At 72.3% G+C, this 21,699-nt stretch carries 17 protein-coding genes and 1 pseudogene; 9 read left to right on the top strand and 9 right to left on the bottom strand.

What is annotated here, in order from left to right:
- Positions 1 to 366, top strand: a pseudogene (locus B9O00_RS33095) (methyl-accepting chemotaxis protein); the annotation flags it as partial.
- Between the two features lie 138 nt (positions 367 to 504).
- On the opposite strand, the gene B9O00_RS16640 reads toward B9O00_RS33095, so the two are convergent.
- Positions 505 to 2,016: a UbiD family decarboxylase gene (locus B9O00_RS16640; RefSeq protein ID WP_085123821.1), complete on the bottom strand. Its 1,512-nt coding sequence runs from the start codon at positions 2,014 to 2,016 to the stop codon at positions 505 to 507.
- A 177-nt stretch (positions 2,017 to 2,193) separates the two neighbouring features.
- Here B9O00_RS16640 and B9O00_RS16635 point away from each other — a divergent pair, with 177 nt between their 5' ends.
- Positions 2,194 to 3,183 (top strand): ABC transporter substrate-binding protein, encoded by a 990-nt coding sequence (locus B9O00_RS16635; RefSeq protein ID WP_085123820.1) that lies wholly within the window; start codon positions 2,194 to 2,196, stop codon positions 3,181 to 3,183.
- 27 nt (positions 3,184 to 3,210) lie between these two features.
- Entirely contained in the window at positions 3,211 to 4,935 is a 1,725-nt protein-coding gene (locus B9O00_RS16630; RefSeq protein ID WP_322111169.1) for an ABC transporter permease, read from the top strand.
- A 164-nt stretch (positions 4,936 to 5,099) separates the two neighbouring features.
- On the opposite strand, the gene B9O00_RS16625 is transcribed toward B9O00_RS16630, so the two are convergent.
- Positions 5,100 to 6,167, bottom strand: a complete 1,068-nt coding sequence (locus tag B9O00_RS16625; protein ID WP_085123819.1) for an ABC transporter ATP-binding protein — start codon at positions 6,165 to 6,167, stop codon at positions 5,100 to 5,102.
- A gap of 285 nt (positions 6,168 to 6,452) precedes the next feature.
- On the opposite strand from B9O00_RS16625, the gene B9O00_RS16620 reads away from it, so the two are divergent.
- The 3 genes from B9O00_RS16620 to B9O00_RS16610 all read left to right on the top strand — a co-directional run bounded on the left by B9O00_RS16620 (position 6,453) and on the right by B9O00_RS16610 (position 9,129).
- Entirely contained in the window at positions 6,453 to 6,665 is a 213-nt protein-coding gene (locus B9O00_RS16620) for a DUF4170 domain-containing protein (protein ID WP_085123818.1), read from the top strand.
- A 15-nt stretch (positions 6,666 to 6,680) separates the two neighbouring features.
- Complete coding sequence (locus tag B9O00_RS16615) at positions 6,681 to 7,406, top strand: hypothetical protein (RefSeq protein WP_085123817.1); 726 nt, start codon at positions 6,681 to 6,683, stop codon at positions 7,404 to 7,406.
- Positions 7,407 to 7,521: 115 nt separating this feature from the next.
- Positions 7,522 to 9,129 (top strand): OpgD/OpgG family glucan biosynthesis protein, encoded by a 1,608-nt coding sequence (locus tag B9O00_RS16610; RefSeq protein WP_085123816.1) that lies wholly within the window; start codon positions 7,522 to 7,524, stop codon positions 9,127 to 9,129.
- 38 nt (positions 9,130 to 9,167) lie between these two features.
- Here the strand turns inward: B9O00_RS16610 and B9O00_RS16605 are convergent, their stop codons facing one another.
- Positions 9,168 to 9,818, bottom strand: a complete 651-nt coding sequence (locus tag B9O00_RS16605; protein WP_200808543.1) for a class I SAM-dependent methyltransferase — start codon at positions 9,816 to 9,818, stop codon at positions 9,168 to 9,170.
- Between the two features lie 8 nt (positions 9,819 to 9,826).
- Entirely contained in the window at positions 9,827 to 10,786 is a 960-nt protein-coding gene (gene ubiA, locus B9O00_RS16600) for a 4-hydroxybenzoate octaprenyltransferase (protein ID WP_085123814.1), read from the bottom strand.
- Between the two features lie 77 nt (positions 10,787 to 10,863).
- Between ubiA and B9O00_RS16595 the strand changes: the two genes are divergently transcribed.
- The 3 genes from B9O00_RS16595 to B9O00_RS16585 all read left to right on the top strand — a co-directional run bounded on the left by B9O00_RS16595 (position 10,864) and on the right by B9O00_RS16585 (position 13,490).
- On the top strand, positions 10,864 to 11,664 hold the full coding sequence (locus B9O00_RS16595) for a 16S rRNA (uracil(1498)-N(3))-methyltransferase (protein WP_085123813.1): 801 nt from the start codon (positions 10,864 to 10,866) through the stop codon (positions 11,662 to 11,664).
- Positions 11,665 to 11,836: 172 nt separating this feature from the next.
- The gene (locus B9O00_RS16590; protein ID WP_085123812.1) at positions 11,837 to 13,204 is read left to right on the top strand and encodes a glutamate--cysteine ligase; all 1,368 of its coding nucleotides are present in this window, start codon (positions 11,837 to 11,839) and stop codon (positions 13,202 to 13,204) included.
- Positions 13,205 to 13,274: 70 nt separating this feature from the next.
- Positions 13,275 to 13,490 carry a hypothetical protein gene (locus tag B9O00_RS16585; protein WP_085123811.1) on the top strand — a complete coding sequence of 72 codons (216 nt, stop codon included), beginning with the start codon at positions 13,275 to 13,277 and terminating at the stop codon, positions 13,488 to 13,490.
- 70 nt (positions 13,491 to 13,560) lie between these two features.
- Here B9O00_RS16585 and rpmB read toward each other — a convergent pair whose 3' ends face one another.
- The 5 genes from rpmB to scpA form a co-directional block, all read right to left on the bottom strand.
- A complete protein-coding gene (gene rpmB, locus B9O00_RS16580; RefSeq protein ID WP_085123810.1) occupies positions 13,561 to 13,860 on the bottom strand; it encodes a 50S ribosomal protein L28 in 300 nt (99 codons plus the stop codon).
- A 138-nt stretch (positions 13,861 to 13,998) separates the two neighbouring features.
- Positions 13,999 to 14,973, bottom strand: coding sequence for a methylmalonyl Co-A mutase-associated GTPase MeaB (gene meaB / locus B9O00_RS16575; RefSeq protein ID WP_085123809.1), 975 nt, complete (start codon positions 14,971 to 14,973; stop codon positions 13,999 to 14,001).
- A 324-nt stretch (positions 14,974 to 15,297) separates the two neighbouring features.
- Positions 15,298 to 17,139: an ABCB family ABC transporter ATP-binding protein/permease gene (locus B9O00_RS16570; RefSeq protein ID WP_085123808.1), complete on the bottom strand. Its 1,842-nt coding sequence runs from the start codon at positions 17,137 to 17,139 to the stop codon at positions 15,298 to 15,300.
- Between the two features lie 28 nt (positions 17,140 to 17,167).
- A complete protein-coding gene (locus B9O00_RS16565) occupies positions 17,168 to 19,468 on the bottom strand; it encodes a coiled-coil domain-containing protein (protein ID WP_085123807.1) in 2,301 nt (766 codons plus the stop codon).
- 31 nt (positions 19,469 to 19,499) lie between these two features.
- Positions 19,500 to 21,665, bottom strand: a complete 2,166-nt coding sequence (scpA, locus tag B9O00_RS16560; protein ID WP_085123806.1) for a methylmalonyl-CoA mutase — start codon at positions 21,663 to 21,665, stop codon at positions 19,500 to 19,502.
- Between the last annotated feature and the right edge of the window lie 34 nt (positions 21,666 to 21,699).

The following is a 21,699-nucleotide window of genomic DNA, read 5'->3' as shown; positions in this document are numbered from 1 at the left end:
CAGACGGCGAAGGCGACGGAGGAGATCGCGGCGCAGATCGGCGGCATGCAGTCGGCGACGGGCGAGGCGGTCGGCGCGATCCGCTCGATCGGCGAGGTGATCGGGCAAATGAGCGAGATCGCGACCTCGATCTCGGCGGCGGTGGAGGAGCAGGGTGCGGCGACCGACGAGATCGCGCAGACCATGAGCCGGGCGGCCGACGGCACGCAGACGGTGGCCGGCAACATCACCGGGGTGACCGAGGCGGCGAACGAGACCGGCACGGCCTCGGCCCAGGTGCTCTCGGCTGCCGGCGAGCTCTCGAAGAATGCCGCCACTCTCGCCGACCAGGTCGACCGCTTCCTCGAAAGAATCAGGGCCGCATAGGGCGATACCGCTCTCCGGCCAAGGATGGCTTCATCCTGAGCCTGTCGCAGGATGGAGCCATTCCGGCTCCGTCCCGGCCAGTTTCGCTTCACCCTGCGACAGGCTCAGGATGAAGCGAAGAGGGCGAGACCGGCCTCGCTAGCGCTTCCAGATCGCCAGGCCGCTGCCGGGCAGGCCGAGGCTCGGCCAGAGGGCGTCGACCCGCTCGACGACCGCGGGGTCCATGCGGATCTCGCGGCCCCACTCGCGCTTCGTCTCGGGCGGCCACTTGTCGGTGGCGTCGAGGCCGATCTTGGAGCCGAGCCCGGACTCCGGACTGGCGAAGTCCAGGTAGTCGATCGGCGTGTTCTCCAGGACCGTGATGTCGCGCGCCGGGTCCATCTTGGTCGAGACCGCCCACCAGACGTCCTTCCAGTCGCGAGCGTCGACCGTGTCGTCCACGACGATCACCCACTTCGTGTACATGAACTGCCGGAGGTAGGACCAGGCGCCGAGCATCACCCGCTTGGCGTGGCCGGGATAGGCCTTCTTCATCGAGACCACGGCGATCCGGTAGCTGCAGCCCTCGGGCGGCAGCCAGAAGTCGGTGATCTCCGGGAACTGCTGTTGCAGCAGCGGAATGAAGACCTCGTTGAGCGCCTCGCCGAGCACCGAGGGCTCGTCCGGCGGCCGGCCGGTGAAGGTCGAGAGGTAGATCGGCTTCCTGCGCCGGGTGATCGCCGAGACGGTGAAGGTCGGGAAGGGCTCGACCGAGTTGTAGTAGCCGGTGTGGTCGCCGTAGGGCCCCTCGTCCTCGTAGTCCTCCAGGCTGACGTGGCCCTCCAGCACGATCTCGGCCTCGGCCGGCACCTTGAGCGGCACGGTGCGGCAGTCGACCAGCTCGACCTTGCGGCCGCGCAGCAGCCCCGCGAACTGGTACTCGGAGAGCGTGTCGGGCACCGGCGTGACGGCGGCCAGGATCGTCCCGGGATCGGCGCCGAGCACGACGGCGGCCGGCAGCGGCTCGCGCCTCTCGGCTTTCCAGCGGGCGTGGTGCTGGGCGCCGCCGCGGTGCTTCAGCCAGCGCATCAGGGTCCTGTTCCGGCCCCTGAGCTGCATGCGGTAGATGCCGAGGTTGAAGTCGTCCTCGCGCCGCTTGCCGGGCCCCTTGGTGACGACCAGCGGCCAGGTGATCAGCGGCGCCGGCTCGCCGGGCCAGCAGGTCTGGATCGGCAGCTCGTAGAGGTCGACCTGGTCGCCGGTCAGTACGACCTCCTGGCAGGGCGCGCTGCCGACGGTCTTGGGCTTCATCGCCATCACGGTCTTCAGGAGCGGCAGCAGGCCGACCGCCTCGCGGAAGCCCCCCGGCGGCTCGGGCTGGCGCAGGAAGGCCAGGGTCTCGCCGACCTCGCGAAGCTGGTGCGGCTCGCGGTCCATGCCCCAGGCGACCCGCTCGACCGTGCCGAAGAGGTTGGCCAGCACCGGCATGTCGTAGCGCCGCCCCTCGGGCCCGGTGACCGTCTCGAACAGCACCGCCGGTCCGCCTTCGGCGAGCAGCCGGGTCTGGATCTCGGTCATCTCGAGGACGCTGGAGACCGGCTCGCGGACGCGCACCAGCCGGCCGCTGGTCTCGAGCCGTTCGATGAAGTCGCGCAGGCTGCGGTAGGGCATGGCGCGCAACTTACTGTGCCGGGGGGCAAAGGCAAACGGCCGCCATGCAGGGCAGCCGCAGCGCCGCGCCGGCCGGTTGACAGAAAAGCTTCAAGCAAGCGTCATGGATCCTCAACGCGGGCTTGGCAGCGTCCGGCGCTGGCTTGATCCGGCGAGAGAGAGGGAGGGGAAGTGACCATGACGGGACGGAATTGGCTCGGTGCGGCGCTGCTGACGGCGGCGGTGGCCCTGGCGGGCGCTCCGGCGGACGCGGCCTCGGGCAAGCTGGTGCTCTACACCAGCCAGCCCAACGCCGACGCCCAGCAGACGGTCGACGCCTTCAAGGCGAAGAACCCGGGCGTCGAGGTCGAGTGGATCCGCGACGGCACGACCAAGGTCATGGCCAAGCTGCGCGCCGAGTTCGCCGCCGGCGCGCCGCAGCCCGACGTGCTGCTGATCGCCGATTCGGTGACCATGGCCGGGCTCAAGAAGGAGGGCCGGCTGATGGCCTATCCCGGGGCGCCGGTCGCTCCCTACGACCCGGCGCTCTACGACAAGGACCGGACCTGGTTCTCGACCAAGCTGATCACCACCGGCATCGTCTACAACACGGCGGCGCCGATGAAGCCCAGGTCCTGGAAGGACCTGCTGAAGCCCGAGGCCAAGGGCCAGATCGCCATGCCGAGCCCGCTGACCTCCGGCGCGGCGATGATCCACCTGGAGAGCCTGACCGGCGATCCCGCTCTCGGCTGGGACTACTACAAGGGCCTGGCCGACCAGGGCGCGGTCGCGAGCGGCGGCAACGGCGGCGTGTTCAAGGCGGTCGCCGGCGGCGAGAAGCTCTACGGCGTGGTCATCGACTTCCTGCCGATCCGGCAGAAGGCCAAGGGCTCGCCGGTCGAGTTCGTCTTCCCGACCGAGGGCGTCTCGGCGGTGACCGAGCCGGTCGCGATCCTCAAGACCGCGAAGAACCCCGAGGCCGCCAGGGCCTTCGTCGACTTCCTGCTGTCGAAGGACGGCCAGGAGCTGGCCTCCTCGATGGGCTACCTGCCGGCCGACCCGACGGTGGCACCCCCGCCGGGCTTCCCGCCGCGCAGCGGCATCAAGGTCATGCCCTTCGACCCGGACAAGGCCCTGGCCGACGAGCAGAAGGACAAGAAGGCCTTCGCGGAGCTGTTCGGCGGCTGACCGGCCGGTCGTCCGGGCGCGGGCCCCGTGTTGTCGCTGGCACTTCCCCGGTCCCGGCCCCGATGGCGGCGCTGGGGCGGCGAGCAGGCCCTGCTCGCCGCCTTCGCCGTCTTCCTGACCGTCGTCAGCCTGCTGCCGATGGCACGCCTGCTCTGGGAGGGAGTCGCGCCCGGCGACGTGCCGCAGCTCGGCGTGCTGGCAGAGGTGCTCGCCTCGCGCAGCACCTGGCGGGCGACCGGCAACTCGCTGGAGGCGGCCTGCGGCGGCACGGCGATCTCGCTGCTGCTCGGCGGCGTCTTCGCCCTGCTGGTCGCGCTGACCGACATCCGGGCCAAGGCGGCCCTGGTCTTCTGCTTCCTGCTGCCGCTGATGATTCCGCCGCAGATCACGGCGCTGTCCTGGGCGCAGCTGTTCGGGCCGGCGAGCCCGCTGCTCAACACGCTGGGCGTCGCGCCGCCGCCGGGCAGCCCGCATCCGCTCTATTCGGCGGGCGGCGTGATCCTGCTGCTCGGCATCCAGCACGCGCCGCTGGTCTTCCTGTCGCTGCGTGCCGGCCTGCGCAGCCTGCCGCGCGAGCAGGTCGAGGCGGCGTGCGCCGCCGGTGCCGGGCGCTGGCGGGTGCTGACGAGCGTGATCCTGCCGCTGATGACGCCGGCCCTGGTCGCCGGCGGGGCTCTGGCCTTCGTCTCGGCGATCGGCAACTTCGGCATCCCGGCGCTGCTCGGCATCCCGGCCGGCTTCACCGTGCTGCCGACCCTGATCTACCAGCGCCTCGCGAGCTTCGGGCCCTCGGTGATCTCCGAGGTCGCGGTGCTGTCGATCCTGGTCGGCCTGATCGCCGCCGCCGGCCTGCTGCTGCAGTCGCTGGTCCTGGGCAAGCGCGACTACCGCAGCTCGACCGCCGTCTCCCAGGCCCTGTCCTACCGCCTCGGCCGCTGGCGGCCGGCCGCCGAGCTGGCCTGCTGGGCGGTCATCTTCCTGATCCTGATCGTGCCGCTCGCCGCCCTGGTCGCGACCTCGCTGGTCACCGCCTACGGCGTGCCGCTCGGCCCCGGCACGGTGACGCTCGACAACTACGTCGAGGTGCTGTTCCGCCAGGCCGTGACGGCGCGTGCCTTCGCCAACTCCTTCGTCCTGGCCGGCGCGGCCGCGCTGGTGCTGGTCGCGGTCTCGGCGCCGCTCGGCTATTTCCTGGTCTGGCGGCGGGCACCGCTGCTGCGCGCCCTCGACCTGGTCGCCGAGCTGCCCTACGCGCTGCCCGGCGTGGTCCTGGCGATCGCCTGCATCCTGGTCTTCCTGAGGCCGCTGCCGCTGCTCGGGGTCGGCCTGTACGGCACGCTCTGGATCATCCTCTTCGCCTATCTCGCGCGCTTCCTGACCCTGGCGCTGCGCCCGACCGTCGGCGCCTTCCACCAGCTCGACCGGGCCCTGGAGGAAGCCGCGCAGGCCGCCGGCGCCCGCTTCCTGCGGCGCCTCAGGGACATCGTGCTGCCGCTGGTCGCCCCGGCCGCGGCGGCCGGCGGCCTGCTGGTCTTCATGACCGCCTTCAACGAGCTGACCGTCTCGGCCCTGCTCTGGTCGGGCGGCAACGAGACCCTGGGCGTCGTCGTCTTCAACCTCGACGACGGCGGCTCGACCGTGCTGGCCTCGGCGGTCGCCGTGCTCGCGGTGCTGGCCATCGTCGCCCTGATGGCCCTGGTCCAGCTGCTCTCGTCGCGCCTGCCCGCCGGCGTGCTGCCCTGGGAGCGGTAGGGGGCGGTCGCGCGCTCCCACGTCCTTCTCCGTTCTTTTCCATTCGTCATCCCCGCGGAGGCGGGGATCCAGGGCGGCCTGCTCGGAGCCCGCGGCTCTGGATCCCCGCCTCCGCGGGGATGACGGGAGAAAGTGTCGCCGACGGGTAGAGCAGGGCCGGCCGGCTACTCGGGGATCACCCAGCCGCCGCCGATGGCGATGCCGACCCGCTCGCCCGGCCCCGGTGCCGTCGCCTCGGGCTCGAGCAGCAGCAGGCTGGCTTCCGGGGCCGCCTCCGGGACCAGGTCCAGCGCGACCCGGCCGCCGCGGTAGACGGCGCGGCGCACGCGGGCCGGCAGGACGTCCGGCCCGTCGGGGGCGGTCAGGCTCAGCTGCTCCGGCCGCAGGCTGGCCACGACCGGGCCCGGCGCCTGGCCCGGCCGGGCGCGCAGCCGGACGCGGCGGTCCCAGAGCGTGACGGCGGCCCGGCCGTCGGCCTCGAAGCCGAGCAGCTCGGCCTCGACCAGGCTGCCCTCGCCGATGAAGCCGGCGACCATGGCCGTCGCCGGCTCGTTGTAGAGCGCGCGGGGGGCCGCGACCTGCTGCAGCCGGCCCTGGTGCATCACCGCGATGCGGTCGGCCAGGGCCATGGCCTCGGCCTGGTCGTGGGTGATGTAGACCATGGTCGCGCCGGTCTTGTCGTGGAAGCCGGCGAACTCCTCCTGCATGGCGGCACGCAGGTGGACGTCGAGATTGGCCAGCGGCTCGTCGAGCAGGACCAGCGGCGGCTCCATGACCAGGCAGCGGGCCAGCGCGACGCGCTGGCGCTGGCCGCCCGAGAGGTCGGCCGGCCGCCGCCCGGCGAAGCCCTCCAGGCCGGTCGTCGCCAGGGCCGCGTCGCGCCGCCGGACCAGCTCGGCGCGGGGCAGGCCGGCGACCTTCAGGGGATAGGCGACGTTCTCGGCGACGCTCATGTGCGGCCAGAGCGCATAGGACTGGAAGACCAGGCCGACCCGTCGCTCCTCCGGCGGCAGCTGGCGGCCGGGCCGCGCGACCTCGCGGCCGGCGATCGAGATCGAGCCGGCGTCCGGCTCCTCGAAGCCGGCGATCAGGCGCAGGAGGGTGGTCTTGCCGCAGCCCGAGGGGCCGAGCAGGGCCAGGAACTCGCCGTCGGCGACCGTCAGCTCGACGGCCTCGACGGCGGCGTGGTCGCCGAAGCGCTTGCCGAGGTTCTGGAGGCGGAGTTCGGCCATGGTGGACGCGGGTTCCTTCGGGTGGCGCGGGGACGGTCGGGCGGGGATACTAGCCCGGCTTCGTTGCAGACTGAATCGCCTCGCCGGCGCGATCGGAACCGCCGCGCTAACGCTTCGTTCACGCTCCTGTCGTCAGGCTGGCGCCCCAGGGTGCCTGCGTCGTCATGCCGGCCTTGCGCCGGCCGGGGCCATTGCCAACTTATTCGGCCTTGATCGGCGCGGCCACCGCAGTGCAGGGTGGAAATCGAAGTCTTCGCGAAAGTTGAATTCGGGCGAGTTACGACCATGCAGCAATACTGGGTCGTCGGCGGTGAGTATCGCGACACGAAGTTTCAAGTGCCGGTGGGCGAGCGCGAGGAGTGGCTCGGCCCCTACACCAGCTACGACGACGCCAAGGCCGAGTGGGCCCGGCGTGCCTGGCTCACGGTCGACGAGGCGCACACGCGCTATCGCATCGAGACGATCGACCAGGACGAAGCGCCGCCCTGCACCGACTGAGCTGGGCCGGCGGTCTTGTCCTGGCCGCTCCCGGAGGGCGCGGCCGAGCGCCTCGCCCTGGCGCTCGACTATCCCTATGACGCCCCCGAGCGTTCCTACCTCTTCGCCTCGGGCGCCGAGCAGCCGATCGAGGCGGCCGACTACCGCGGCCGCCGGCCTGTGCTGGCGCACGGCTCCAACCGGGCGCCGGCACAGCTGCTCCGCAAGTTCGGCGCCGCGACCGAGATCCCTGTGACCTACGCCTGGCTCCGGGGCTACGACGTCGTCTATGCCGCCCACGTCACGCGCTACGGCGCGGTCTCCTCGACCCTGCAGCGCGCGCCGGGCTGCCGGGTGCGGGTCGCCCTGACCTGGCTCGACGAGGCGCAGCTCGTGCGCATGCACGAGACCGAGGGCGCGGCCAGCTATCCCTTCGGCAGCCTGGAGCGGGTCGCGCTGGAGCCGGAGGCCGGCCCCGGCGCCGAGCGGCTCGCCTGCTACGTCAACGCCTACGGCAGCCTGGCCGACGACGGGCGGCCGCTCGGCCTCGCCCTGCTCCGGGCCGAGGGCCGGCCGCACGGCGCGGTGCTGCAGCGCGACCTGCAGGAACGCCTGCGTGCCCGGCACCATCCCGCCGAGCGGCTCGACGACCATGTGCTGGCGCTGATCGACGACGAGGCGCGCCGCAAGGCCTTCGCCCGGCGCCTGCGTGCCCAGGCCCTGCCTCTCGATCTGCCCGATTTCGTCACGGCAACCCGTTAGGGCTGGCGCGCCGGCGTGGCGACGGACTCGCCTTTCGGTACCGGTTCCTGTCTATTCCACCCGCTCCGCCCCCGGGGGCGTCCCGGAGCGTCGGAGCCGAAGCGAGAGGTCGACGATGTCCCATAGTCCGGAACGCCGCGAGTTTCTCGGCACGCTCGGCCTGGCCGGCCTGCTCTGGCTGGCCGGGGCCGCGCCGGGGTCGGCGGCGCAGCGGGCCGCCGGCCTGCGGCTCGGCGAACCGCGGCCCTTTTCCTTCGAGGCCCTGACCGAGCAGGCCCGGCGACTCGCCGCGGCGCCCTACGAGCCGCCCTACCGGCCGGCGCCGGAGATCGTCCAGAAGATCGACTACCAGACCCACGGGCAGATCCGCTTCCGCGCCGAGGACGCGCTGTTCGCCGAGGGGCCGGGCGTCTATCCCGCGACCTTCTTCCACCTCGGCATGTTTTTCCCGAAGAAGGTCACGATGCACGTCGTGCGCGACGGCGCGGCCTCGGAGATCCTCTACGACCCGGCCTACTTCGACATGCCGGCGGACTCCATCGCCCGGCAGCTGCCGCAGGATGCCGGCTTCGCCGGCTTCCGCTTCCAGGAGTCGCGCCACCGCAAGGACTGGAAGACCCAGGACTGGGTCGCCTTCCTCGGCGCCTCCTACTTCCGGGCGATCGGCGAGCTCGGCCAGTACGGCCTGTCGGCACGCGGCATCGCGATCGACACGGCGGTGCCGGGCCCAGAGGAGTTCCCCGACTTCAAGGCCTTCTGGATCGCGCCGGCGCCGAGCGAAGCGGATCCGGCGCTGGTCTACGCCCTGCTCGACGGCCCCAGCCTCGCCGGCGCCTACGCCTTCAAGCTGTGGCGCACCGAGGGCGTGGTCATGGAGATCGAGACCCGCCTCTTCCTGCGCAAGGCCGTGCAGCGCCTGGGCATCGCGCCGCTGACCTCGATGTACTGGTACTCGGAGACCGACCGCGACTCGGCCCACGACTGGCGCCCGGAGGTCCACGACTCCGACGGCCTGGCGATCTGGACCGGCGGCGGCGAGCGGCTCTGGCGACCGCTCAACAACCCGCCGGTGCCGGTGACCTCGAGCTTCGTCGACAAGGGGCCGCGCGGCTTCGGCCTGCTGCAGCGCGACCGCAACTTCGACCACTTCCTCGACGGCGTGCACTACGAGCTGAGGCCCAGCGTCTGGGTCGAGCCGCTCGACGACTGGGGCGACGGCGCGGTGCAGCTGGTCGAGCTCAACACCGACGACGAGATCCACGACAACATCGGCGCCTTCTGGGTGCCGGCCCAAGCGTCCGGGCCCGGCGTCGCCTACAGCTTCCGCTACAGGCTGCACTGGCTGGCCGACCAGCCCTATCCGCCCAAGGAGATCGCCCAGTGCGTCGCGACCCGCCGGGGCCGCGGCGGCGAGCCGGGCAAGCCGCGGCCGCAGGGCGTCGAGAAGTTCGTCGTCGAGTTCGCCGGCGGGCCGCTCGAGGAGCTGGACGGCGACGCGAAGGTGACCCCGGTGCTCGACAGCTCGCGCGGCGAGATCTCCTACGTCTTCGTCGAGCGGATCCCCGGCACCAGGCGCTGGCGGGTCCAGTTCGACCTGACCGCGCCGGGCCGGGAGCCGGCCGAGCTGCGCGGCTTCCTGCGCCTCGGCAAGCGGCCGCTGACCGAGACCTGGCTCTACCAGTACCGGCCACCGGCGATCGCCAGGTCGGCGAACGCGGGGTAGGCCGTTTCGCGGGCTGCTCCGGCCGGAGCAGTGACGCGCTACCCCAGCACCCGCCAGACCACGGCGTTGCGCAGGTCGCTGTCCTCCAGCTCGCGGCTGGTCCGGACGCCGTAGGCCGTGATCCGCTCCAGGCCGGCCTTCGGCAGGTAGGTCCGGCCGGGGTCGCCGAGCAGCACCAGGGCGCCGCGTGCGGCGAGGCTGCGCAGCCAGGCGAAGACGCGCTCGGCCATCGGCCGCTCGTAGCAGACGTCGCCGGCCAGCACGACCGCCCAGCCCTCGTCGCGGCCGACCAGGTCGTCGCTGCGCACCGTCAGGGCCAGGCCGTTGAGCGCGGCGTTGAGCTTGAGGGCGGCCAGCGCGAAGGCGTCGATCTCGCTGGCCTCGACCGCGGCCGCGCCGGCGCGGGCGGCGGCCAGGCCGGCGACCCCGCTGCCGGCGGCGAAGTCGAGCACCCGGCGGCCGGCGACGACCTCCGGCTGGTCGAGCAGGTAGCGGGCCAGGCCCTGGCCGCCGGCCCAGGCGAAGGCCCAGTAGGGCGGCGGCAGGCCGATGGCCTCGAGGTCGGCCTCGGTCGCCTGCCACAGCGGGATGACTTCGGTCGCGAGATGGAGGCGCAGCTCGGGAATGAGCGACGGTGCCTCGATGGCCGTCTGGCTGCGCACGAAGCTCTCGGGGTCCGCGGCAGCCATCGGCGAGGTCATTCCAGGAAAGGAACGGCAACCAGGCCGGCGAGCAGCAGCCAGCCGGCCCAGCGGTTCGACTGGAAGAGCCGGAGGCAGAGCAGGGGCGCGTCGATGTCGAGGCGCCGGATCTGCCAGGCCAGCTGCAGGGCGAGCGCCGCGACGCCCAGGTCGTAGGGCCAGGCGAGCCCGGCGGCCCAGCCGCTCGCGGCGAACAGCAGGACGGATGCGGCGTAGAAGGCGACCAGCCAGGGCCGTGTGCGCTCGCCGAGCTTGAGCGCGCTCGACTTGACCCCGACCAGGACGTCGTCCTCCTTGTCCTGGTGGGCGTAGATCGTGTCGTAGCCCAGGGTCCAGAAGATCCCGGCGAGATAGAGCAGGACCGGCGGCCAGCCGAGGCCGTCGGTGACCGCCGCCCAGCCCATCAGCGCGCCCCAGTTGAAGGTCAGGCCGAGCCAGAGCTGCGGCCAGTAGGTGATCCGCTTCATCAGCGGATAGGGGAAGACGAGCAGCAGCGAGCCGACGCCGAGCCAGATCGCCGTCGCCGGCAGCTGCAGCAGGATGACCAGGCCGAGCAGCAGCAGGCCGGCCAGGAAGGCGAGGGCCTGGCGCGGCGAGACCTGGCCGCTGGCGATCGGCCGGTCGGCGGTGCGCGCGACCTTGGCGTCGAAGTCGCGGTCGGCGAGATCGTTCACGGTGCAGCCGGCGCCGCGCATGACCAGCGCGCCGACCCCGAACAGCAGGTAGAGCCGGAGGTCCGGCGCCTCGCCCCGCACCGCCTGGGCCAGCGCGATCGACCACCAGCAGGGGAACAGCAGCAGCCAGGTGCCGATCGGCCGGTCGAGCCGGGCCAGGCGCAGGTAGGGCCGCCAGCCCCCGGGCGCCAGGCGCAGCACCAGGGCGTCGGGGCGGATGTCGCTGGCCGAGTGGGCGGCCGAGCGGGCGGACGAGGGGCTCGAGGGGGCGGCGCTGCTCATGGCCCCCAAGCCATAGCGCCGAGCGGGGGGGCTGTCACCGCCTGACAGAGGGCCGCGCTTTGGCTACCTTCCGCCCCATGACCCAGGATCCCACGAGCGAGCGCGTCGCGACCCGCCTCTTCGTCGAGGAGGACCTCCGGGCCGGCCTGGCCCTCGGCCTCGACCGCGAGCGCGCGCACTTCCTGCGCTCGGTGCTGCGCCTCGCCCCGGGCGCCGCGCTGGCGCTGTTCAACGGCCGGGACGGCGAGTGGCTGGGGCGGCTCGACGCCGTCGGCAAGGGCTGGGCGTCGCTGGTCGTCGAGGCGCCGCGCCGGCCGCAGGTCCGCGAGCCCGATCTCTGGCTGGCCTTCGCGCCGATCAAGCGGGCGCGCATCGACTTCGTCGCGGAGAAGGCCAGCGAGCTCGGCTGCTCGCTGCTGCAGCCGGTGCTGACCCGCTTCACCGCGGTCGAGCGGGTCAACGTCCAGCGCCTGGCCGCCAACGCCCGCGAGGCCGCCGAGCAGTGCGAGCGCCTGTCGGTGCCGCAGGTGCGCGAGCCGCTCGCTCTCGACCGGCTGCTCGGCGACTGGGAGGCGCTCAACCCGCCCGGCGCGACCGGCGTCGGGCGCCTGCTGGTGATGGCCGACGAGGGCGGCGCCCACGACCGCAGCCTGCCGCCGCTCGCCGAGGCGATCCGCGCCGCGGCGCCGCGTGCGCCGGAAGGTCGCTGGGCGCTGCTGATCGGCCCGGAGGGCGGTTTCGCCGAGCCGGAGCGGGAGCTGCTGGCCGGCCTGCCCTTCGTCGTCCGCGGCACGCTGGGCCCGCGCCTGCTGCGCGCCGACACCGCGGCGATCGCCGGCCTCGCCCTGCTGCAGTCCGAGGTCGGCGACTGGCGGTAGCAGGATCGTCCTCTTCCGGTCTTCGACGGCAGAGGAATTGTGCTCCGAGCGGCAAAGGTGCCATGAAAGCCAAAGGCTTGACGCGGCACCGGCGCTGCCGCCTTTATCAGCCGCGCTGCCCAGAGAAGCGGCGTCGAAGAAGCGCCCAGACAACGCCGGAGCCCCTGGAGACATGTCCGCACCGCCGCAGGAGAAGGGCGCGCCGATCGAGGATCGCCGGCAGCTCGTCGAGCACCTCGAGAGCGCCGGCAAGCCGCGCGCGAACTGGCGCATCGGCACCGAGCACGAGAAGTTCGCCTTCTCGCGCGACGACCTGAAGCCGCTGCCCTACGAGGGCGCGCGCTCGATCCGCACGCTGCTCGAGGTCCTCACCGAGCGCTTCGGCTGGCAGCCGGTCTTCGAGGGCGGCAAGCCGCTGGCCCTGCTCAAGGACGGCTGCTCGATCACCCTGGAGCCGGGCGGCCAGTTCGAGCTGTCGGGCGCGCCGCTGGAGACGCTGCACCAGACCTGCGACGAGGTGCATACCCATCTGCGCCAGGTCAAGGAGGTCTGCGAGCCGCTCGACATCGGCATGATCGGCCTCGGCTTCGCGCCGACCTGGAGCCGCGCCGACGTCCAGGAGATGCCGAAGGCCCGCTCGGCGATCATGCGCGCCTACATGCCCAAGGTCGGCACCCTCGGCCTCGACATGATGCACCGGACCTGCACGGTGCAGGTCAACCTGGACTTCGCCGACGAGCGCGACATGGTGCGCAAGTTCCGGGTCGGCCTGGCGCTGCAGCCGGTCGCGACGGCGCTGTTCGCGAACTCGCCCTTCACCGAGGGCCGGCCGAACGGCTTCCTCAGCTACCGCAGCCACATCTGGACCGACACCGACCCCGACCGCTCGGGCATCCTGCCCTTCGTCTTCGAGCCGGGCATGGGCTTCGAGCGCTACGTCGACTACGCGCTCGACGTGCCGATGTACTTCGTCTACCGCGACGGCCGCTACATCGACGCCAGCGGCCAGTCGTTCCGCGACTTCCTGGACGGCCGCCTGCCGGCGCTGCCCGGCGAGAAGCCGCTGATGAGCGACTGGGCCGACCACCTGACGACGCTGTTCCCGGAGGTCCGGCTGAAGCAGTACATGGAGATGCGCGGCGCCGACGGCGGGCCCTGGCGCCGGCTCTGCGCGCTGCCGGCGCTCTGGGTCGGCCTGCTCTACGACGAGACCGCGCTGTCGGCGGCCGAGGACCTGATCGCCGGCTGGAGCCACGAGGAGCACGCCTTCCTGCGCAACGAGGTGCCGCGCCGGGCCCTGGCGACGCCGTTCCGCGGCCGGCCGCTGCTCGAGCTGGCCCGCGAGGTCGTGGCGATCGCCGGGGACGGCCTGAAGCGCCGTGCCAGGGCCGGCAAGGTCAGCCTGGACGAGACCGAGTACCTGGCGGTGCTGCAGGAGACCGTCGAGTCCGGCCGCACCCCGGCCGAGGAGCTGCTCGAGGCCTACGAGGGCCGCTGGCAGCACCGTCTCGAGCCGCTGTTCCGCGAATACGCCTACTGAGCCGCACTTGGCCCCGGCCCGCCCGAGAGGCTAGGGTCTGGCCTCCGCGGCGGCGACGAGGGGGGCGGCCATGCTGTCCGACGAGGAGAAGAGCTGGGTCAGGGAGTGGGCGCCGAAGATCTTCGGCACCGCCTACCTGCTCTGCATCATGGCCATGATGGGCGCGCATCCCCGGCCGGGCAGCCTCGATTCGATCAGGACCGCCCTGGTCGCCGGCCTGCCCTGGGCTCTCGGCCTCGGCGCCCTGGGCACGGTCGGCGCCCTGCTCTGGCGCCGGCGGGCGTAGCACCCGAACGAAAAAGGCCTCCGCCGGACGGCGGAGGCCTCGATCTCGAAGAAGCTCGGAGAGGCGCCGGTCAGGCGGCAGCCGTCTCGCCCTTCTTGGCGTCGAGGATCTGGCGCTTGATGCGCAGCGCCTCGAGGCCGAGCTTGCGGTCCGGGGTGCCGAGCAGGAAGGAGTCCAGGCCGCCGTTGTGCTCGACCGTGCGGATGCCGGCGGTCGAGATGCGCATGCGCACCATCTTGCTCAGCGCCTCGCTGTAGAGCGAGGTCGTCTGCAGGTTCGGCTTGAAGCGGCGCTTCGTCTTGATGTTCGAGTGGCTCACGTGGTGGCCACTGATCACGCGCTTGCCGGTGAAAGAGCACACACGAGGCATGATTCTATTCCGTCCGCTGGCACTAAAAATCGAGCGGCTGCGGGCAGGCCGCAGCCGGGAGAGCGGGTGTATAGGCGAAGGCCGGGGCGCGCGTCAAGGCGGAAGGACGGGATTTTCCTCCGCTGATCGGGGGGATGGCTAGGTTCGCCCCAGGAAGGCGGCGAGCAACTCCCTCGCGGCCGTCGCGGCCGGCTGCCGGCCTTCCGAGACCGCGGCCTCGGCCTCGGCCAGCCGGGCGGCCACGGCCGGGTGGGCGCGGAAGGCGCGGATCAGGGAGTCGTCGATCTCGCTCCACATCCAGGCCCGGGCCTGGGCGGCGCGCTTGCGCGCCAGGCCGGCCTCGCCGAGCGCCGCGCGGAAGCGGCCGACCGCCTGCCAGACCTCGTCGAGCCCGCGCTCCTCGCGCGCCGAGACCTGCAGGACCGGCACCTGCCAGTCGGCGGTGGTCGGGCGCAGCATGCGCAGCGCGCTCTGGTACTCGGCGGCGGCGCGGCGGGCCGAGGCGAGGAGGTCGCCGTCGGCCTTGTTGACCACGACCAGGTCGGCCAGCTCGACGACGCCCTTCTTGATGCCCTGCAGCTCGTCGCCGCCGGCCGGCGGCAGCAGCAGCAGGAACAGGTCGACCATGTCGGCGACCGCGGTCTCCGACTGGCCGACGCCGACCGTCTCGACGATGGTCACGTCGAAGCCGGCGGCCTCGCAGAGCAGCAGGGCCTCGCGGGTGCGCCGGGCGACGCCGCCCAGCGAGCCGCCGGTCGGCGAGGGGCGCACGAAGGCCTCCGGGGAGCGGGCCAGGCGCTCCATGCGCGTCTTGTCGCCCAGGATCGAGCCGCCGGTGACCCGCGAGGAGGGGTCGATGGCCAGCACCGCGACCCGGTGCCCCTCCTCGATCAGCCGGCTGCCGAAGGCCTCGATGAAGCTCGACTTGCCGACCCCGGGCGGGCCGGAGATGCCGAGCCGCACCGAGCCGCCGGTCGCCGGCAGCAGGACGGCGAGCAGCGCCTCGGCCCGCTCGCGGTGGTCGGCGCGGCTCGACTCGGCCAGGGTGATGGCGCGCGCCAGGGCCCGGCGGTCGCCGGTGCGGATCCTCTCGGCGGTCTCCTCGATGTCCATGGCCCGCGCGCTTAGCACGATTTGCGGGTCGGCGCACCGCGCTGGCTTGCCTTGCCTCCTTCGCGTCCCTCCCGCGATTGCCGCAGCGTCCCCTCTCTTGCGGTGTCCCCTCTTCCATCATCGTCCACGCCCCTTCTTCGTCATCCCCGCGAAAGCGGGGATCCAGAGAACGATGCCGTGGGCGTGGACCGTGAACCGTTCGCGCGGGCGGCCCTTTCCTCTGGATCCCCGCTTTCGCGGGGATGACGAAGGAAGAGGGGACGTTAGAAGAGACAGGGGATAACGGAAGATGCCGCAGGCCCCGGGAGCGCCGAAGAAAGCAACCTACAGCTCCGCCGGCTCGATCGCCGGCTCGGCGCCTTCCTGCTGGCGCAGCCACATCTCGGCGTAGAGGCCGCGCCTGGCCAGCAGCTCCGAGTGGCTGCCGCTCTCGGCGACGCGGCCGGCGTCGAGCACGACGATGCGGTCGGCGTCGACGACGGTCGAGAGGCGGTGCGCGATGACCAGGGTCGTGCGGCCGGCCGAGACCTTGCGCAGGGCGGCCAGGATGTCCTGCTCGGTCTTGGTGTCGAGCGCGCTGGTCGCCTCGTCGAAGATGAAGATGCAGGGCTCCTTCAGCACCGTGCGGGCGATCGCGACGCGCTGCTTCTCGCCGCCCGACAGCTTGAGGCCGCGCTCGCCGACCATCGTCTGCCAGCCCTCGGGCAGGCCCTCGACGAAGCCTGCGATGGCGGCGACCCGCGCCGCCTTGGCGATCTCGGCGTGGCTCGCCCCCGGGCGGCCGTAGCCGATGTTGTAGGCGATGGTGTCGTTGAACAGCACGGTGTCCTGCGGGACGATGCCGATCGAGCGCCGCAGCGACAGCTGCTGGACGTCGCGCAGGTCCTGGCCGTCGATGCGGATCGCGCCCTCATCGACGTCCCAGAAGCGGAACAGCAGGCGCGACAGGGTCGACTTGCCGGCGCCGCTGGAGCCGACCACCGCGACGGTCTGGCCGGCCGGGATGGTGAAGCTGAGCCCCTTCAGGATCGGCCGGTCCGGGTGGTAGCGGAAATGGACGTCGTCGAACACCACCTCGGCGCCGGCGGGCCTGAGCGGCGGAGCGCCCGGCTTGTCGGTCACGCTCGCGCGCACGAACAGCAGCTGGAACATCGCCTCCATGTCGATCAGCGACTGCTTCATCTCGCGGTAGACGAAGCCGAACATGTTCAGCGGCTGGGCCAGCTGCATCATGTAGGCGTTGACCGCGACGAAGTCGCCGACGGTCATGCTGCCGGCCCGCACCCGGCTCGCCGCCAGCAGCATCAGCGAGGTCACGCCGATCGCGACGATCGCCGCCTGGCCGATGTTGAGGATCGACAGCGAGGTCTTGGAGGCGGTCGCCGCCTTCTCGTAGCTCCGCAGCCCCTCGTCGTAGCGCCGCGCCTCGTGGGCCTCGTTGCCGAAGTACTTGACCGTCTCGAAGTTGATCAGGCTGTCGATCGCCTTGGTGTTGGCGCGCTGGTCGCTCTCGTTCATCTGGCGCCGCAGGGTCAGGCGCCACTCGGTGACCCGGTAGGTGTAGAGCGTGTAGCCGACCACCGTGACCAGGGTGATGGCGGCGAACGCGAAGCCGTAGAGCGACCAGAGGATGCCCGCCGAGAGCGCCAGCTCGATGAAGGTCGGGAAGACCGAGAAGAGCGAGAAGGACAGCAGGGTGTCGATCGCCTTGGTGCCGCGCTCGATGACCCGCGACAGGCCGCCGGTCTGGCGGTCCAGGTGGAAGGCCAGCGACAGCTCGTGCAGGTGCTCGAAGACCTTGAGCGCGACCCGGCGGATCGCGCGCTGGCCGACCTTGGCGAAGAAGGCGTCGCGCAGCTCCTGGAAGGCCAGCGAGGCGACGCGGGCGCCGCCGTAGGCCAGGATGACGCCGACCGGCAGCGCCAGCGCGCCCTCGGCCCTGTCCAGGCTGGTCAGGGCATCGACCGCCTGCTTGTAGATCAGCGGCACCACGACCAGGGCCAGCTTGGCGGCGACCAGCGAGGCCAGGGCCAGCACGACGCGGCGGCGCAGGGCCGGCTCGCCCTTCGGCCAGAGGTAGGGCAGCAGGTCGGCGATGGTCCGCCACTGGTCGCGGCGGCCGGACGCCGGCGGGGTCCGGGCGGCGTCTGGCTGGGAATCGCTCAAGGGCGTCCTTCTCGCCCTGGCCGGGCGGCTATTGCTGGCGCCCGACCGCGCGGGCGAGCAGCAGGTAGAGCTTGCCGACGTCGGCGGTCAGGAAGGTCGCGCTCAGCACGTTCTCCGGATCGCACTCGGCGGCCTGGTTGAGCAGGCTCTCGAACTGCTGGATATAGCGCGTCGCCTGCTGGCGGAAACGCTCGTCCTCGCGATAGCGCACGGCGATCTCGCGGGCCATGCCGTCGTCGCGCCGGCGCACCAGGCGGCGGGCGAAGATGTTGCGCTCGCCCTTGCGCCAGCGCTTCCAGTAGTCGTCGGGGATCTCCTCGTCGACCAGCTTGGCGATGTCGACCGAGGCCTCGGTCAGCTCGTCGAGCATCAGCGTCGCGGTGCGCAGGAACAGGTCGCGGCGCGCCTCCAGGTCGGACTGGCGCAGGCGCAGGGTGTGCTGGCTCGCCTCCTCGGAGGCGCGGCGCAGCTCCTCGGCCTGCTGCCGGCAGGCGACCGAGACGTCGTTGAGCTTCTCGACGGCGGTCGCGACCGCCTCGCTGAAGCCGGCGCCCTGGCTCTCGAACTGGGCGCCGACCGCGCGCGCCCGCTCCAGGGCGCCGTCGGCCGACTGGGTCAGCGCCCCCGCCGCCTGGCCGAGGTGGCCGGACAGCTCCTTGAGCCGGGCCGCCGCGCCGGCCGAGGCCTGGCTGAAGTCGGCGACGCTGCCGGCCAGGGCCAGCTTGATCTCCTGCGCCGAGGCCTCGGCGTCGCGGCTCGCCTGGGTCAGGGCCCGGCTCTGCTCGCCGAGCAGCTGGCGCACGGTCTCGCTGGTGCCGGTCAGCTGCGGCGTCAGGCCGCCGATCCGCTCCAGCTCCTCCTCGACGGCGCTGCGCAGGGTCGTCGCCGCGGTCTGGGCCGAGGCCGTCAGGTCGGACAGCGCCCGGCCCTGCTCCTGCATGCCGCTGGCCGCCTCCTTGGACGACTCGCTGGCCTCGCGGGCTCGGTCGGCCAGGGTCTGGGCCAGGCGCTGCAGGCTGCCGGTCGCCTTGTCGATGCGCTCGGCGGTCAGGTCGGTGACCTCGCGCAGCTGCTCGGCGCGGCGCTGGAAGGCCTCACCCGACTGCCCGGCGCGCTCGATCGCCCGGTCCGAGGCGGCGCTCAGCGCCTGGACGTGCGGGCGCAGCGCCTCGCTCGCCTCCTGCAGGCGGCGCGTCGCCAGGCGCGCGGTGTCCGAGAGCGAGCTGGCCGAGGCCTCGCCCATCGACTGCAGGTCGCTGCGCGCCTGGATCATGGTCGAGCGCATCTTCTCGCTGGCGCGCTCGGCGGTCGCCGCGGCCGTTTCGGCCTCGGAACGGAACACGCCGCCCATCTGCGCGGCGCTGGAGACCGCCTCCTCGGCGGCGCTGCGCACGACGTCGCCGACGCCCTGCAGGGCGTGGCTGATCTCGCTGCTCTTCGCCTCGATCTCGTCGACCAGGCGCGCCAGGTCGCCGGACTGGTTGGTCAGCGTCGCCTTCAGGTAGTCGGCCTGGTTGACCGCGCCGGCGAAGGAGGTGGTCAGCTGCTCGAGCAGCTCGCGCGCCTCCTCGTTGAACGACTTGGCGCGCTGCGCCAGGTCGCGGGTCGCGGTCTGGATCGCCTTGGTGTCGCCCTCGAGCTGCTGGCGCAGGCCGCCGGCGCCGCTGGCCAGCTCCTGGGTCACCTTGACCAGCTCCGCCGAGCGCTCGCCCAGGCGGTCCGCGGCGGCGACCGATTCGCCGACCGCGCGGTCGGCGGCGCCGGCCAGCTCGGCGACCGGCTCGCGCACCGCCTCGAGGATCTCGTTCGCGGCCTGCTGCGCCTTCTCGGAGGCGGCGTTCAGCTCGGCGATCTGGCGGTCGGTCGCGCTGCGCATCTCCTCCAGGCGCGCCCCGGCCTGGGCGTCGATCTCGCCGATCCGGCCGAGCTGGCGGGCCAGCTCGTCGCGCACCTCGCCCAGCTTGTCGCTGGCCTCGTCGGCCGAGCCGCGGACCAGCTCGCTCTGCTCGCGCAGGGCGTTGGTGATCGCGCGCACGCGGGCCGTCGCGTCGTCGGGCGGGTAGGTCAGGGCCTCCAGCTTCTCCAGCAGGGCCGAGGTCTCCGCCGAGAGGCCGCGGGCCCGCGCGACGACCAGGGCGACCAGCCAGAGGAAGACCAGCGGCGCGAAGACGCCGACGACCAGGGTGCCGAGCTCGTGCGGCAGCAGCGCCGAGATCTGCTCGACGCCGTAGACCCGGCGCAGGTAGAGCCAGCAGAACGCCAGCCAGGCGAGGCTGACCGCCAGCCCGGCGCCGATCAGCAGGCGATAGAGGCGCTTACCGTGCGGCAAGGATAGGGTCCGTCGCCATGGCGCCCACCCGTCAGGCGGCCTGCTGCCGGCGCCGCACCAGGCCCAGGATCTCGCCGGCCGCCTGCGGGATGTTGGTGCCGGGGCCGTAGATGCCGGCGACGCCCTGCTCCTGCAGGAAGCCGTAGTCCTGGGGCGGGATGACGCCGCCGCAGATCACCACGATGTCGTCGGCGCCGGCCGCCTTCAGGGCCTTCATCAGCTCCGGCACCAGGGTGCGGTGGGCCGCTGCCTGGCTGGACACGCCGATGATGTGGACGTCGTTCTCGATGGCCTGGCGCGCCGCCTCCTCGGGGGTCTGGAACAGCGGGCCGATGTCGACGTCGAAGCCGATGTCGGCGAAGGCCGTGGCAATGATCTTGGCGCCGCGGTCGTGGCCGTCCTGGCCCAGCTTGACGACCAGCAGGCGCGGCCGGCGGCCCTGCTCCTCGGCGAAGGCCTCGACCTCCTTGCGGATCCGCTCGAAGCCGGCGTCGCCCTCGTAGGCCGAGCCGTAGACGCCGGAGATCGAGCGGATCGTCGCCCGGTGCCGGCTGTAGACCTTCTCCAGGGCGTCGGAGATCTCGCCGACCGTGGCGCGCCGCCGCGTCGCCTCGACCGCCAGCGCCAGCAGGTTGCCCTCGCCGCTCTCGGCGGCCGCGGTCAGCGCCTCGAGCGCGGCGCGGCAGGCCGCCTCGTCGCGGCTCTCGCGGATCCTCTTCAGGCGCTCGACCTGCTGCTTCAGCACCTTGGCGTTGTCGACGTTGAGGATGTCGAGCTCCTCGGCGCCCTCCGGCCGGTAGCGGTTGACCCCGACGATGGTGTCCTGGCCGCGGTCGATGCGCGCCTGGCGGCGGGCCGCCGCCTCCTCGATGCGCAGCTTCGGCATGCCGCTCTCGACCGCCTTGGTCATGCCGCCCATCGCCTCGACCTCGTCGATCAGGGCGCGGGCGTGGCTCGCCAGGGCGTGGGTCAGGCTCTCGACGTAGTAGCTGCCGCCCAGCGGGTCGACGGTGCGGGTGACCTCGCTCTCCTCGGCGATGATCAGCTGGGTGTTGCGGGCGATGCGCGCCGAGAAGGGCGTCGGCAGCGCGACCGCCTCGTCGAGCGCGTTGGTGTGCAGCGACTGGGTGCCGCCGAGCACCGCGGCCAGCGCCTCGATGGTCGTGCGGATGACGTTGTTGTAGGGGTCCTGCTCGGCCAGCGAGACGCCCGAGGTCTGGCAGTGGGTGCGCAGCATCAGCGAGCGCGGGTCCGCGGCGCCGAACTTCTCCTTCATCAGGCTGGCCCAGAGCAGGCGCGCGGCGCGCAGCTTGGCGACCTCCATGAAGAAGTTCATGCCGATGCAGAAGAAGAACGACAGGCGCGGCGCGAAGTCGTCGACCTTCAGGCCGCGCTCGACCGCCGTGCGCACGTACTCCAGGCCGTCGGCGATGGTGAAGGCCAGCTCCTGCACGCAGGTCGCCCCGGCCTCCTGCATGTGGTAGCCGCTGATTGAGATCGAGTTGAAGCGCGGCATCTTCTCGGCCGTGTAGGCGATGATGTCCGCGACGATCCGCATCGAGGGTCCGGGCGGGTAGATGTAGGTGTTGCGGACCATGAACTCCTTGAGGATGTCGTTCTGGATCGTGCCGCTCAGCTTCTTCGGCGGCACGCCCTGCTCCTCGCCGGCGACGATGTAGCCGGCCAGCACCGGCAGCACGGCGCCGTTCATGGTCATCGAGACCGACATCTCGCCGAGCGGGATGCCGTCGAACAGGATCTTCATGTCCTCGACCGAGTCGATCGCGACGCCGGCCTTGCCGACGTCGCCGACGACCCGCGGATGGTCCGAGTCGTAGCCGCGGTGGGTCGCCAGGTCGAAGGCGACCGACAGGCCCTTCTGGCCGGCCTTCAGGTTGGCCTTGTAGAAGGCGTTGGACTCCTCGGCCGTCGAGAAGCCGGCGTACTGGCGCAGGGTCCAGGGCCGGACCGTGTACATCGTCGCGCGCGGCCCCCGGACGAAGGGCGCGAAGCCCGGCAGGCCGGGATCGAACTGCAGCGCCTCCAGGTCGGCGGCGGTGTAGAGCGGCTTGACCGGAATGCCCTCCGGCGTCTGCCAGACCAGGGAATCGGGGTCCTCGCCCTTGAGCTCCCTGGCGGCCGCCTTCTGCCAGTCCTCGATGCTCGGCTTGCGGAATCCGGGGTCGAACTCGGCCATTCCGGGAGCCCTTCTGCTGCCCTGTCTCGAATCG

The sequence above is a fragment of the Tistlia consotensis USBA 355 genome, from assembly GCF_900177295.1.
GTDB classification, from domain to species: Bacteria; Pseudomonadota; Alphaproteobacteria; order Kiloniellales; family DSM-21159; genus Tistlia; species Tistlia consotensis.
This window is presented reverse-complemented; position numbering and strand designations above follow the sequence as displayed.